Origin of the sequence: Flavisolibacter ginsenosidimutans, assembly GCF_007970805.1 — a bacterium.
Classification (GTDB): Bacteria; Bacteroidota; Bacteroidia; order Chitinophagales; family Chitinophagaceae; genus Flavisolibacter; species Flavisolibacter ginsenosidimutans.
In genome coordinates this window covers 321,058-334,778 of record NZ_CP042433.1, presented here as the reverse complement: position 1 = coordinate 334,778, position 13,721 = coordinate 321,058, and the positions used below count along the sequence as shown (strand labels likewise).

General features: G+C 46.7%; 11 protein-coding genes, 3 tRNA genes and 1 pseudogene. 6 read left to right on the top strand and 9 right to left on the bottom strand.

Annotated features, from left to right (window positions below):
* Positions 1-117: 117 nt before the first annotated feature.
* From FSB75_RS01230 to FSB75_RS01220, 3 genes are all read right to left on the bottom strand, one after another.
* Positions 118-2,085, bottom strand: a complete 1,968-nt coding sequence (locus FSB75_RS01230; protein ID WP_146781633.1) for a tail fiber domain-containing protein — start codon at positions 2,083-2,085, stop codon at positions 118-120.
* 7 nt (positions 2,086-2,092) lie between these two features.
* Positions 2,093-3,313, bottom strand: coding sequence for a T9SS type A sorting domain-containing protein (locus tag FSB75_RS01225; RefSeq protein WP_146781631.1), 1,221 nt, complete (start codon positions 3,311-3,313; stop codon positions 2,093-2,095).
* 118 nt (positions 3,314-3,431) lie between these two features.
* Complete coding sequence (locus tag FSB75_RS01220) at positions 3,432-3,929, bottom strand: hypothetical protein (RefSeq protein ID WP_146781629.1); 498 nt, start codon at positions 3,927-3,929, stop codon at positions 3,432-3,434.
* Positions 3,930-4,266: 337 nt separating this feature from the next.
* On the opposite strand from FSB75_RS01220, the gene FSB75_RS21735 reads away from it, so the two are divergent.
* A complete protein-coding gene (locus FSB75_RS21735; RefSeq protein WP_172623029.1) occupies positions 4,267-4,404 on the top strand; it encodes a hypothetical protein in 138 nt (45 codons plus the stop codon).
* A 334-nt stretch (positions 4,405-4,738) separates the two neighbouring features.
* On the opposite strand, the gene FSB75_RS01215 is transcribed toward FSB75_RS21735, so the two are convergent.
* Positions 4,739-4,822, bottom strand: a tRNA-Leu gene (locus FSB75_RS01215).
* A 106-nt stretch (positions 4,823-4,928) separates the two neighbouring features.
* Positions 4,929-6,116, bottom strand: coding sequence for a sensor histidine kinase (locus FSB75_RS01210; protein WP_146781627.1), 1,188 nt, complete (start codon positions 6,114-6,116; stop codon positions 4,929-4,931).
* A 185-nt stretch (positions 6,117-6,301) separates the two neighbouring features.
* Here FSB75_RS01210 and FSB75_RS01205 point away from each other — a divergent pair, with 185 nt between their 5' ends.
* The 4 genes from FSB75_RS01205 to FSB75_RS01190 all read left to right on the top strand — a co-directional run bounded on the left by FSB75_RS01205 (position 6,302) and on the right by FSB75_RS01190 (position 7,951).
* Positions 6,302-7,342, top strand: coding sequence for a glycosyltransferase family 2 protein (locus tag FSB75_RS01205; RefSeq protein WP_146781625.1), 1,041 nt, complete (start codon positions 6,302-6,304; stop codon positions 7,340-7,342).
* A 50-nt stretch (positions 7,343-7,392) separates the two neighbouring features.
* On the top strand, positions 7,393-7,623 hold the full coding sequence (locus FSB75_RS01200; protein ID WP_146781623.1) for a hypothetical protein: 231 nt from the start codon (positions 7,393-7,395) through the stop codon (positions 7,621-7,623).
* Positions 7,624-7,695: 72 nt separating this feature from the next.
* Positions 7,696-7,771: transfer RNA gene (locus FSB75_RS01195), tRNA-Gly, on the top strand.
* A gap of 94 nt (positions 7,772-7,865) precedes the next feature.
* Positions 7,866-7,951: transfer RNA gene (locus FSB75_RS01190), tRNA-Leu, on the top strand.
* Positions 7,952-8,079: 128 nt separating this feature from the next.
* Here the strand turns inward: FSB75_RS01190 and FSB75_RS01185 are convergent.
* From FSB75_RS01185 to FSB75_RS01170, 4 genes and pseudogenes are all read right to left on the bottom strand, one after another.
* Positions 8,080-8,343, bottom strand: coding sequence for a carboxypeptidase-like regulatory domain-containing protein (locus FSB75_RS01185; RefSeq protein WP_146781621.1), 264 nt, complete (start codon positions 8,341-8,343; stop codon positions 8,080-8,082).
* 47 nt (positions 8,344-8,390) lie between these two features.
* A pseudogene (locus tag FSB75_RS01180) lies at positions 8,391-9,125 on the bottom strand (MIP/aquaporin family protein); the annotation flags it as partial.
* 163 nt (positions 9,126-9,288) lie between these two features.
* On the bottom strand, positions 9,289-10,779 hold the full coding sequence (glpK, locus tag FSB75_RS01175) for a glycerol kinase GlpK (protein ID WP_146781617.1): 1,491 nt from the start codon (positions 10,777-10,779) through the stop codon (positions 9,289-9,291).
* A 35-nt stretch (positions 10,780-10,814) separates the two neighbouring features.
* The gene (locus FSB75_RS01170; protein WP_146781616.1) at positions 10,815-12,443 is read right to left on the bottom strand and encodes a glycerol-3-phosphate dehydrogenase/oxidase; all 1,629 of its coding nucleotides are present in this window, start codon (positions 12,441-12,443) and stop codon (positions 10,815-10,817) included.
* A gap of 173 nt (positions 12,444-12,616) precedes the next feature.
* Between FSB75_RS01170 and FSB75_RS01165 the strand changes: the two genes are divergently transcribed.
* Positions 12,617-13,381, top strand: coding sequence for a DeoR/GlpR family DNA-binding transcription regulator (locus FSB75_RS01165; RefSeq protein ID WP_146781614.1), 765 nt, complete (start codon positions 12,617-12,619; stop codon positions 13,379-13,381).
* Positions 13,382-13,721: the final 340 nt, after the last annotated feature.

Genomic DNA, 13,721 nt, shown 5'->3' with positions numbered 1-13,721 from the left:
TTGATGAAAATGATTGTGGCCCGCAGTAAACCCTCGTTTGGTTAGCGCTCGTTTTGGTTGCTTTTAACCCTTGCTGGCAATGTGCTTTGCAAGAGTTGTTGTACTACATGCCAACGCTTAATTTTTTGCCATTCCCTTATCGGCTTTGTGTCTTTTGGCAACCGGCCGTTTATCTTTTAATAAAATAATGGTTGCCATCAGTTGCGTGATCTTTATATTTTGCGCCTCTATTGCTGCTTGTTGTGCCTTGAGTTGTTTGCTTAATTCCTGCGTTGCTGAAATGTTCAACGTCGTAAGGCCTTCGTAGTCTACGGTGTGGAAGTCGTCCACTTCTTCGCCATACACAAAGAGTTGTTCATCGGTAATGTTCGTTCCTTTCACCAAGACCTGATAATCTGAAGGGATGTTTTCCACGTCAACTATTTCCATTGCTTTACTTTCTTTTGACAATAGTTTTAGCTTTTTTGCATCCCTCGTAAGGTTATGTTTTTTAATAAAGGTTAACAAGTATCCGTCCGCCGTCTTCTCCACCTTATGCGTAAGTTGGTAAACATTGGGGATAAAATCAGTGTGCGTTGAAATAACCTGGGGATATACTTTTTCCACTTCCTGCGCAATAACTTTTTTGAAAGGTTTATTGCCGTATTTCACTTTGTCTTTCATCGTGTAATCTGTTATCCGAAGTGAGTTGATAGTTTCCAAGTCTTTTTCTGAGTTAGTCATTCCGGTGACGTTTTTAATGCGGGCATCTGAATTGGCATCAAATTCGGCAGCGTACACCGCACTTTCAGCCCTGATGGAAACATTGGCTGTACAGGGAGAACATCGTTGTATATCATTAAGGCTGGAGCCGTAGTTTAAGTAATCATAGTTTGAATTGGGTATCGCAACGTAATCAATCACATCAAGAGGCGCTCGGGGTGTGCTGGTATTAATTCCCACCCGGCCTCCACCATTGTTCGCCTGCGGCAGGAATACAATATTTGTGGATGAAGCGACTTGTAAAAAAGAATTGCTCTGCGCAAAGCCCGTCGCATTTGTGCCGTTGCCAACGGCCAAATTGTTACCATTGAAGCCGGTAGAACCAACGGAACCAATTTGAAGTTGATTGGTTGGCGTAGCGGTGTTAATGCCTAGATTTCCAAGTCCCGTTCCATTGCTGCGTGTTAAAAAAGCAATATCCGTAGTGGATGCAACTTGCAAAATTGAATTTGACTGAAACAGGCCGGTGGCATTGGTACCGTTGCCCAAGGCAATATCGTTTCCGTTAAAGCCCGACGTTCCCAACGCGCCTATTTGTAATTTGTTTGCAGGACTTCCCGTCCCAATTCCTACATTCCCGTTGGCTGTAATTGTCATTTGCTGTAAGCCGTTTGTGAAAAATGTCAGCGGATGATTTGACCCTGTACCGATCCAACCTTGACCGGTGCTGATATAGGTTTCAAGTGTTACTGTGCCGTCAGTATGCGTAAGTCCAAACGAGTTGGTGGGTGTCTGCACACTCAATTTCGAAATAGGATTTGTTGTGCCAATACCAACGTTGCCGTTTGTCAGGACGGACATTCTTGGTGCCCCGCCGTTAGCATAAAAATAAAGCGGGTGATTCGATGCCGTGCCAAGCCAGCCGCCTGCTGGATCGCCGGCAGCATCACTGCCCAAGTAGGTTGTTAGTTTGATGGTACCATCGGTATGCGTGATGCCGTTTCCAATCGCTTTTACGGTAAGTTTTTCGGATGGTGTATTGGTTCCGATTCCAACGTTTCCCGAATTGTTATTAAATATATCGTTACCGTTTGCCGACCAGTAATTGGTGGCACTGCCTGTAGAAACCTGCGTCCACGAAACGCCGTTAAAAAACCAAAAGTTGTTGGTGTCGGTATCATACACCATCAGTCCTATTGCGGGCGAAGTGATGGCGGTCCGTTGCGCCGTTGTCATGCGGGGTGCAAGAAACCCTTTGGTCGTGCTGCTAACATCCAGCATGGCACTTGCGTGTGGCGTGGCACCGGTGGCATTAATGCCGATATTTTGCGCATAACTTCTGGCAAAAATCATCACAAGAAGAAGACTAAAGACAGGTTTCATGGTGCGATTATTTTTTAATGAATGAGAGTGTCGTTGTTTCGTTGGCGTAGTGGATAGTTATGCGATAACCGCCTGCGGCAAGCCTGGCTGTGTTGACGGACTGGCTGGGAGAAACAAGCGCAAACGATTGAAGCAAACGCCCGCTTGCATCAAACAAAAGTGCAACGGGTTTTTGGTTGAGTACTTCGGCTGGACTGCACAACGTGATGCTGTTGACGACAGGATTGGGATAAAGAAAAATAGTTGTTTCGCCTGTAATGTTTACACTAATCGTTGGCGACCATGAAAACTTTGCATCCTTATCAACTGATTTCAACCGATAGTATGATGTGTGATTGTAAGGAACCGCATCTGTTAAAGAATAATTTAAAATCCTGGCACTGCTTCCTGCCGCTGCCACTTTTCCAACCAAATCAAATTGAACCGCATTGGGGCTTCGCCATACTTCAAAGTGATCGGTGTTGATTTCGGATGCCGTTTGCCACGTTGTTTGCACTTTTCTGTTTTGAACAGAGGCGGTGAATGAAGTCAGTGTTAAAGGCAACGGCGAACTGCTACTGACAAGCGTCCACCAATTGAATGATTGATTGCCGGCAATGGAAGCAACGGTGACCGTATTGGTTGATGTATTGATAGAAGAAGGAGGAATATAATCATCCCATTTATTTAAGGAACTGTTCCATCGCTCTGCAATCAGGGCTGATTCGATGACGGTGTTGGGCGGTGCGTATTCGCCGTCGGCGTAAGTAAACGAAAGATTGGTAAGGGTGGGCTTCGTTGTGTAACCCATTGGCGAAACTTGCCAAAAGCGGTCAATCGTGTTTGCGGAAACGTCTGCGCTACCGTTATTCATGTTCGTAACACCCGGTGGAAGAAAATCGCTGTTCTTCCAGGTTGACGTCGGGTAGGTACTAAAAACAAGTTGACCGGCCGCATCGGACCCGGATGCTGCCGTAAAACGAACCGGCAAGTAAGTAACCGCATTGCCAAACGGGACCAAATAATTAGCGCCGTTGCCTGTTCCAATTGTCCAAATAAGCCGGTTGTTGTAACCCTCGCTTTGAATGTATCCCGAACCGGTTTGAATGATGGCGGTATTGTCTGGATTGTTAACAACCAAAACACCGCCACTGTTAATGATAACAATGCCACCGTTGATCACAAGCTTTGCCTGGGCGCATAAAAACGCAGACGGCAGTAAAGCAATGAATAACAAAACTATTCTCACGCCAAATGATTTTGAAGATTGCTTACTCCTCTTGTTTTGCTCAAAAGAAACAGCGAGCAAACAGCAGAAATTTTTTATAGAATAGTGAATTCACTGGCGACTAATCGTAAGGAACAACCTATTTGAACAGGATGCGGAAAAAGCCATCCGTTACTTCAAGCGTCTTGTCTGAATCAAGTCCCGTGGCTGTAAACGAGAATTTTCCTTCGGCTGATTTTTCATCCACTTTTGTTATTTCCATCTCCCCTTTTTTAGCGCCCCAGATATTGTCCATCATAAATACATCAACACCCGCATGGTTTTCACCCAACTTGGTTTTTTCACCCACAACCATGTCTCTTCTATCGTAAGGGAAACTGATATAGTCGTTATTATCGTAGCCAATGATTCGTGAGGGTCTTTCCGGTGGCATCATGGCCGTGGCCTCCCAATCCTTCCCGTTAATCTTGGCTTTCATCATAAACCCTTCACTGGTAGTAGGAACAGTACCCGGTGTATTCTGTTTTACGGTTGCTTGAATTTCGTTTGCGGTTTGTACGGCGTCGTTTTCCGCCTTGCTCTTACAACTCGCAAAAACAATTGTGAAAGCAATGACAAGCAAAGAATACTTTTCCATGCGAAAATTTTTAGTCAAAAGGAACTGAAGGCAGAACAATTTTTAACCTGTATTTCAATAGTTGAATTTCGCTGGCAATTTCATTTTGACCGAAGGCCGGTATATAGATGGGCATGAAATCTTATTAATCGGGCAACTTTGGTAGCAGCCACCCACGGATGGTTTTTTAGCTTGGGTGAAACCGATGATTTTGCGCACCAAAGCCGCTACAATTTATACCTGTAACAACTTACCCCCGCGGACAAAATGATTGCCGACCTACGGTATGCCGCGCAAACCAATCCTTTTTATAAAGGCAAAACAACGTTTCTAATTTCAACGGATCACGGTCGTAACCATGCCAAGAAAGTGGACGACGAATCTCACCTTGATTCGCGGCTCGGGACAAGTTTGGCTGGCCATGCTTGGCAACGGCATTGCGCCAGTTGGCGAGATGAAAGACGTTAACCCGTTTATCAAAATCAGGTCGCGGTAACGGCTGCTTTCTTGTTGAGACAAGAATGTATCACCACAAGAAAAGTAGCTGAGCCAATACGGTTTCTGATTGCGAAAAAGGAGTCGGTTGCGACTGTTGCTGCTGTGCCTAACGCACCAGCAGTTGCGATTAAGTGACACGGTTGTGAACCCAAAATGCTAAATCACCAGCAAGTTTCCGTCTTTGCCAGCAATACCCGATTCATGCAGCCCTGCTACTACCGCAGCGTTTTTCAAGTGTCAATGAATGTGGTAGAAAGCGATAAAGAGCGACACTATTTAACTACCCCGAAATAAAAAAGCCTTGTAAGTCAACACTTACAAGGCTATAAACGTGCCCAGGACTGGATTCGAACCAGCACGCCCTTTCGAGCACCACCACCTCAAAGTGGCTTGTCTACCAATTTCAACACCTGGGCAAAAGAATCGCAGAACAAAAGAAAATCGAATATCGAAATTATTTTACTTCGCCATTCATCATTTCTTACTCGTCTGTTCGTTCTTCGCGGCGGCAAATATAAGCGTCTATTTTTTTAAAACAATTCGAAAAGTTGTGCCTTTCCCAACCTCGGAATGCTTCACCGTGAGTGAGCCTTTGTGGTATTGGTCAATGATGCGTTTGGACAAACTCAGGCCTAGCCCCCACCCTCTTTTTTTGGTGGTGAACCCTGGCTTAAAAACCTTGCCGATGTTTTGCCGGCTGATGCCTTTACCGGTATCGGTTACATCAATGGTTACGTCCGTCGGCGATTGATTAATGGCAACGGTAATTTTTCCCTTTCCTTCCATTGCGTCCAGTGCGTTCTTCAACAGGTTTTCAATCACCCAGTCAAACAGCGGCGCCGAAATTTTTGCCCGCACGTCTTCGTCTTTTGTTTGCACCGCAAACGACACTTTACCACCGGCCCGCTTTTGCACGTAATCCACCATGCCCCGCACTTGCCCCACAACGTTTTTTTCGTCAAGCTGCGGCGTGCTGCCAATCTTTCCAAAGCGGTCCGACACCAACCGCAAACGGTTCACGTCTTTTTCAATCTCCGGCACAAAATCTTCGTCGCCGTGCGTTTCTTTTAAAATTTCCACCCAGCCTTCCAGCGAGGAAACCGGCGTGCCCAATTGGTGTGCCGTTTCTTTTGCCATGCCGGCCCACACCCCGTTTTGCGTGGAGCGGTACGACGTGCGAATGGCCTGGATGGTAATGAAGATGAAAAGGCCAACAATAAACAATTGCACCAACGGGTAATACCGCACTTCTTTGAAAAGTTGCGATTCGCCGTAGTAGTACCGGTTGCGCTTCGTGGAGTCTTTTGGATCGGTCCACTCCACGCGAAGTTTGGCCGAGCGAAACTCGTCTAGCTTGTCAAGCAGAAAACTGTTTTTGTTGGGATCTTTTACCTTGTCGTCGCTGCGCCAGCCTTCTTCCACTTTTGCCGAGTCGAGGTGCACCCATTGCATGATGCTGTCTTTCTCCGTGGTTTCAATGATGGGAATTTTGTTGTGCGTCGTTACCAGGGAAGGCACCCGCATGGCTTCCATGTCGGTGTTGGCCGGGTTGAGCAAATACGTTCCGGCTTCAACCCAGAGTTCCACTTTCTGCCGCTCGTCCTCTTTAATTTTTTTTGCCAGGTAAGACGAATACCAAACAGTGCCGCTCACAATTAAAATGGCAAGCAAGGCTAGAAGCGTACGCCAGTTCAATACTTGCTGAAACATGGCGTTGAAGATAGGCAAGAAGTGATTGATGACGGATGATGGATGACCGATGACAGTTAGAGATTCATGCGTTGACTAATGGTTGTTGCCTTTGTTTGACATAGTTACACGACAACAAACACTCTTATCGGTCTTCTATCATCCGTCATCCGTTCTCCCTTATTTTTGGCGAAACCAATTTGTCGTTGAGCCAACCATCTGTTGCTATCGTTATTTTAAACTGGAACGGGAAACACTACCTCCAACAATTTCTTCCGTCTGTTCTTGCCACGGCCTATGCAAACCTTCGCATAGTGGTTGCCGACAATAATTCAACAGATGATTCCGTTGCTTTTTTACAACAAACTTTTCCGCAGGTAGAACTGCTGGTTCTTTCCAAAAATTTTGGCTTTGCCAAAGGCTATAACGAAGCGCTGAAGCAAGTGCAGGCCGATTATTATGTTCTGCTCAACTCCGATGTAGAAGTGACGCCGGACTGGTTAGCGCCGGTTGTGGATTTGCTGGAAAGCAACGAAACCTTTGCTGCCTGTCAGCCCAAAATTCTTGCCTTCAAAAACAAAACTTTTTTTGAATACGCCGGTGCTTGCGGCGGATGGCTTGATGCTTACGGTTATCCTTTTGCCCGTGGCCGCATCTTTGACGTATGCGAAGAAGACAAAGGACAATTTGATACGACACAAAAAATTTTTTGGGCCACCGGCGCTGCCATGATTATACGCAGCAAAGCCTATCACCAACTGCAGGGCTTTGATGAATATTTTTTTGCCCACCAGGAAGAAATTGATCTCTGCTGGCGAATGCAGCTTGCGGGTTACAGTGTGTTCTGTTGCCCGCAATCGGTGGTTTATCATGTGGGCGGCGGAACGCTGCCAAGAGGCGCATCAAAAAAAACCTATCTCAACTTTCGCAACAACCAAATCATGCTCGCCAAAAATTTGCCTTGGAGCGAAAAATGGTGGAAGATTCCTTACCGTCTTCTGCTCGACCAGGTATCGGCGTTAAAAGGTTTGTTAGCGGGTGACGGCGGATATTTCATTTCCATTGTTGACGCACACTTTGCGTTTTTGTACTGGTTGGTTTTTGGCAATAAAAAATGGAAACCGAAAAGAAGAAAGAAGCTGACAAAGATGGCCGGCGTTTTTCCCGGCAATCTTGTGTGGGAACATTTTGTTTTAAAAAAGAAAAGTTTTGCGCAAATTCTGAACAAGAAAAAAACTTCGTCCTGAGTTTTTAACAACTTCGATTCCCCTTATTTTTGCACCACAAAATCAAAACGATGGATTATCGTCAGGCAGAATACCAGGAAGAATTGCAAAAGGTGCAAGACCGCGACTTCACGCACAACTGGGTTTCGTCTTCGGCTTTCATTTTTTATTTGTCAATTGCAACGTTGATTGCATTTTCATTTGGTACTTGCTACCAACTGTACACAAAACGTTTTGACAAAAGCGGCCCCGGTGAAGTGCACATTCAGGAGAGCACGAAGTACACGCCGCAATACAAATAATTTTTTCAATTTTTTTTTGTGGCAATAATCACAGCACTTATTTTTGCCACCCTTTCAAGCTCTTAGAAAAATGCGGAAGTAGCTCAGCTGGTAGAGCGCAACCTTGCCAAGGTTGAGGTCGCGGGTTCGAATCTCGTCTTCCGCTCCAAAAATCATCCTCCCTTTGCGGAGGATTTTTTTTGAGGCGCAGGTTCGCAAGGTTTTCTTTGTTCGGCGTTCTTTGTTTCCTGTTCCCGGTTTTTGCCCTGGTGGTGGAATTGGTAGACACGCAGGACTTAAAATCCTGTTTGCAGCAATGCGAGTGCGGGTTCAAGTCCCGCCTGGGGCACGGATTTTTGCTGTAACAAAGGTTCACGTAAGTGAACCTTTGTTGTTTTCTCCAAGACTATTTTACAACATTCAATTGCGCATACAAATTCGGATAATCCGAGTTGATGTCATCAACACCCATTCCTATTAAGGCGTTTGAAAACCAACCACGCTTGCGGTCAGGGTAAGGCCTTCAGCCGCAGTAGTAGAAAATGTGCCCTGCGCGTTGATGGTCGTGGCTTTTTTTGCCTTTACCGTCACGGTTGCATTCTCTATCGGCGCATTGGATGCGTTACGCACGGTACCGGTAATTTTCTGTTGTGCAAAAAGGCTGACACTCATCAGCAGCAAAATAGCGCTCAGCCAAACGTCTTTCCATTTGTGTGAAAGACTAACCGTTGTTTTGAACATAACGATAATTGTTAGGGATGTAGAAATGGTTTATACTGTTTGTTGTTTCAGGCTTTTAAAAAAAGAAACAAAAGAGCAGCGATGGCTGCGCCGATGAACGGGCCGACGATGGGTATCCAGGCGTATTCCCAGTTGGGTGTTGTTTTGTTTTTCAAGGGCAATAACCGGTAGGCCAAACGCGGCCCTAAATCCCTTGCAGGGTTGATGGCATAACCCGTCGTGCCGCCAAGCGAAAGCCCGATACCCCAGACCAGGAAAGCTACCGGAATGGCGCCCAGTGAGCCAAGGCCAATGGGCGTTTTTTGCGTTGTGATTTCGGCGTTGGTGAAATAAAAAATCACGAAGACCAGCACAAAGGTTCCTACGATTTCGCTCAGCAGGTTAAACCAGCGGTTACGAATGGCCGGCGCGGTGCAAAAGGCCGCCATTTGCGTGTTTGCATCTTCTGTGGAATCAAAATGGTCTTTGTACACAAGCCATACAACGGCAGCGCCGATGATGGAGCCAAGCAATTGCGCCGCAATGAAAACGGCAACTTTGCTCCAGACAAATTTTCCGGCAATGGCCAAGGCAATGGTGACCGCAGGATTAAGGTGTGCACCGCTGTACGGACCAGCCGTAACAACCCCTACATACACCGCCAACGCCCAGCCGGTGGTAATCACCATCCAACCGCCGTTATGGCCTTTCGTGCCTTTTAAAACAACGTTGGCTACAACTCCGTTACCCAGGATGATAAGCAGCATAGTTCCAATTAATTCGGCGGCAAATTCACTCATAAAGTTTTTGGTTTGGCCCTTGAGCCGTTAGGTTTATGTAAACTGATTGTGACCTTAATGTTAAGAGGATGTTGAGTGATTAAGATATTGGGATAGTTCGGTAATTAGCAACAAGAACGTTGCGAGAAAACAATATCACAATAACCCAATATCTCAATGTCTTTTCTTACGAACTCGCCCAGGCTTCACAAGCCTTCACGGCCTTTTGCCAGCCCTTTATTAGTTCGTCAACGTGGTTGGAGGCCGGTTCAAAGTTTCTCTCCTCTTTCCACTGCTTTTGAATTTCTTCAATGCCGTTCCAAAAGCCCACGGCCAACCCGGCCAAATAAGCCGCACCAGCCGCCGTGGTTTCGGTAATCTGCGGCCGCACCACTTTTGCCCGTAACACATCGGCTTGTATTTGCATCAAAAGATTGTTGACCGTAGCGCCGCCGTCAACTCTTAATTCCTGTATCGAGATGCCGGAATCTTTTTCCATGGCTTTGAGAACGTCCACCGTTTGCAGGGCAATACTTTCAAGCGATGCGCGGCCAATGTGTGCTGCTGTTGTTCCTCTTGTCATGCCCACGATAGTGCCGCGGGCCTCACCGTTCCAGTACGGCGCACCCAAACCGGCAAAGGCAGGCACGAGGTAAACGCCCCCGTTGTCTGCTACTTTTTGCGCAAGGCTTTCCACCTCGGAAGAAGAACGAATGATGCCCAGCCCGTCGCGAAGCCATTGCACCACAGCACCGCCCATGAAGATGCTTCCTTCCAAGGCGTATTGCACTTCATTGCCAATTTTCCAGGCAACGGTTGTCAGCAATTTGTTTTTTGAAATGGTGGGTTTATTGCCAATGTTCATCAGCATAAAGCAGCCGGTTCCGTAAGTGTTCTTCACCATGCCAGGCCTCGTGCACATTTGACCGAATAACGCTGCCTGCTGGTCGCCGGCAATGCCGGCAATGGGAATCTTTGCAGCAAAAATTTGCCCGGCGGTTTCGCCTATGATTTCGCTGGACGAACAAACTTTTGGCAACAAGGATTTGGGGATGCCGAATAACTGTAACAATTCATCGTCCCAATCCAAGGTGTGAATATTGAAAAGCATGGTACGCGATGCATTGGTCACATCGGCTGCGTGAACAGCGCCGTCGGTTAAATTCCAGATCAGCCAGGAATCAATCGTTCCAAAAGCAAGTTTGCCTTCTTCGGCTTTTTGTCTTGCGCCGGGCACTTCGTCCAGTATCCATTTTATTTTGGTGGCGGAGAAATAGGCATCAATGATCAGCCCCGTTTTCTCCTGGATGATTTTATCCTTTCCCTGCGTCTTTAATTCGTTGCAATAAGATACCGTCCGCCGGTCTTGCCAAACGATTGCATTGTACACCGGCGCACCGGTTTCCCGGTCCCACACAACAGTGGTTTCGCGTTGATTGGTAATGCCGATGGCAACAATATTAGCAGGGGTAGTTCCAGCTTTTAAAACGGCTTCGGTAGCCACGGTTATTTGCGACGACCATATTTCTTTCGGGTCGTGCTCCACCCAGCCGGGCTGCGGAAAAATCTGCGTGAATTCTTTTTGCGCCAGCGAAACAATTTCGCCTTCCTTGTTAAACAGTATGGCGCGGGAACTGGTGGTTCCCTGGTCTAATGATAAGATGTATTGCAAGCTCATACGTTGGTTTAATCGTTCGTCTTTTTCTTGTCGCTTCAGGCCGATTTTTTCAGCCGTTCTTCGGCGGGCTTTTCATCGGCTACTTGCCTATCGGAATGCAACAAGTATTGATGGGCAAGTTTTGTGAATTCTTCCACCTGGGCTCTTCTCCAACTTTCTGTATAATGGAGTTCCGTTGCCAGCAATTCACCTACTCTTGGCGCTGCGGCAAGAGCAGCTTTCGCATCCAGGAACAAAAGCCGAAGCCTGCGTGCCAGCACGTCTTCCACGTTGCGGGCCATCTCCGTCCGAATTGCCCAAATGACCTCGGCCTCGGTATATGGAAGATCCTCAACCAGCTTTTTTGCTAAAAAAGGCGATTGATTTATCAGATCTGCGATTCCGTTTTGGTCTGTTCCGTAAACGGACAAATCGTTTTTGGTAGAGGCATCAGAACAACCGTGTATGCGAATGTTTTTCGTAACACAAGATACCTTGTGTAAAGCACCAACTTCGATGGCCTTGTCAACGGTTTCTTCGGCCATTTTTCGGTAGGTCGTCCACTTGCCGCCGGTGATGGTGATTAAGCCCGATTCGCTGACGAGCAGTTTATGATCTCTTGAAATTTCCTTGGTGCTCGAGGTGGCTTTTTGTGGCGCGGCCAGGGGACGAAGCCCCGCAAAAACGCTTAGTACGTCACCTTCTTCCGGTGGTTGGGACAGATACTGTTTTACCGTGTCGAGAATGAAACGGATTTCTTTTTGCAGCGCTTCGGGTTCAAGCGAATGTTTGTCGAGTGGCGTATCGGTAGTGCCAAGCAACACATGATTGTGCCACGGCACGGCAAACAGCACACGGCCGTCTGCCGTCTTTGGAATCATCATGGCACTGCTGCTATGCAAAAAAGATTTGTCAACAACGAGATGCACGCCCTGGCTGGGACGCACCAGCGGCCGGCGGCCCGGCTTGTCCATCTGTAACAAGTCGTCAACAAAAACACCGGTGGCGTTAATGACGACTTTTGCTTGGAGCGTGTATTCTTTTTTTGTTTCAGCGTCCAAGGCTTTCACACCGCTTGTTCTGCTGTTCTCTTTTAGCAGGCCTGTTACCTTGAAATAGTTTAAGAGAACAGCACCTTGTTCAGCGGCGGTTTGGGCAAGGTTAATGGTCAGCCGGGCATCGTCAAACTGCCCGTCGTAGTACTCAACACCACCCACAAGATTTTTCGCGTTGAGGCTTGGAAGCTTTTGAAGGATTTCTTTCTTGTTCAAGAACCTTGACTTGCCAAAACTGAAACGGCCGGCAAGCCAGTCGTAAAGCTTTAAGCCAATTAGATATTTGGTTTTTTCCAGCCAACTGTAACAGGGAATGATAAAGGATTGCCGCTTGACAAGATGCGCCGCATTTTTTTGTAAGATTCCCCTTTCGCGAAGCGCATCGTAAACAAGCCGTATGTTGCCTTGGGCCAAATACCGAACGCCGCCGTGAACCAGTTTGGTACTGCGGCTTGACGTGCCCTTGGCAAAATCGGCCTGTTCTAAAAGCAAGGTTTTATAGCCTCGGCTGGCGCTGTCCACTGCAATGCCCAAACCTGTTGCGCCACCACCAACAACGATTAAATCCCAATAGGACTCTTCGTTCAGTTGCTTTAAAAAAACGTTGCGGTTCAAAATAGCGCCAGCCATTCTCTTTCGTAAGGTTTCGTTTTCAATTTCCTTTTAGACAATTTAAAAGTATGTTGATTTTACCTTCAATAAAAGAAAATTGAAAAAAAGTTTTTTAAACAAGTTTTCAAGACTTATGCAGAAGCAGAAATTTAAAGAACACATTTAATACTTTTAGGCAGAGAAATTTATTTATGGTTAACAGTACTGAGCGGCATCAATTCATTTTAAACAAGGTTCAAAAGGAAGGATTTATACAAGTAGTAGATTTATGTAAGGAGTTGAAAGTTTCTTCCGTAACCATTCGAAAGGATCTGAAACTCTTAGAGGACAAAAACCTGCTTTTTCGAACGCACGGCGGTGCCAGCGTAAACAATCCGTACACGGTTGACAAGCCCGTAAACGAAAAGGAGAAATTACAGGCCGGCGAAAAGACGCGAATCGGTGCGGCGGCGGCACAGTTCATTCAACCCGACGATTCGGTCATCATTGCCTCAGGCACCACGGTATTGGCTTTGGCAAAAGCCATAAAGCCTACACAGCGGCTCTCCGTTGTAACATCGGCGTTAAACGTGGCCATGGAACTTTTGCAGCACGAACACGTGGAAGTGATTCAACTGGGCGGCATCATCCGCAAAACTTCTTCTTCCATTACCGGCACTTATGCCCAAAACATGCTGGCTGATTTTTCGTGCAGCAAATTGTTTTTGGGCGTGGACGGCATTGACCTTGAATTTGGCCTGACCACCACCAGCGTGGTAGAAGCGCACTTAAACCGTCAAATGATTAAGGCATCACAAAAGGTAATTGTGCTTTCGGATTCGACCAAATTTGGACGGCGCGGCTTTGGCCGCATTTGCGGACTCGAAGAAGCCAACCAAATCATTACCGACAAAGGCATTCCCAACCATTACGTAAACCAATTAGAAGGCATGGGAATAGAAGTAACGATTGTGTGATGAACAAGCCCGTTTGATTGCATGAGCGGATGATTGGATTTTCATTACGCTTCTTTCCCCTGATCTTAACCAAAGAGATTTAGCCTACAGCGTTAAGGCTTAATCATCGTCGTCATCGTCTTTATCTTTCGCTTTTTTCAGTCGCACCAACCCTGCTCAACGCCGTCACCTGTCATAAAAATCATGATGCCGAAATAGCCCCATGCCAGGATTTTGGGAATGCCGATGCGGTCGAGCAGAGAGAGGCTGGCGTTTGCAGTTGCGTAGTTGTGTTCATTGGTGAATAGCAGATTTCGTTGGGAATGTTCATAAGGCTTTACAAGGATATGAAGATGCTACA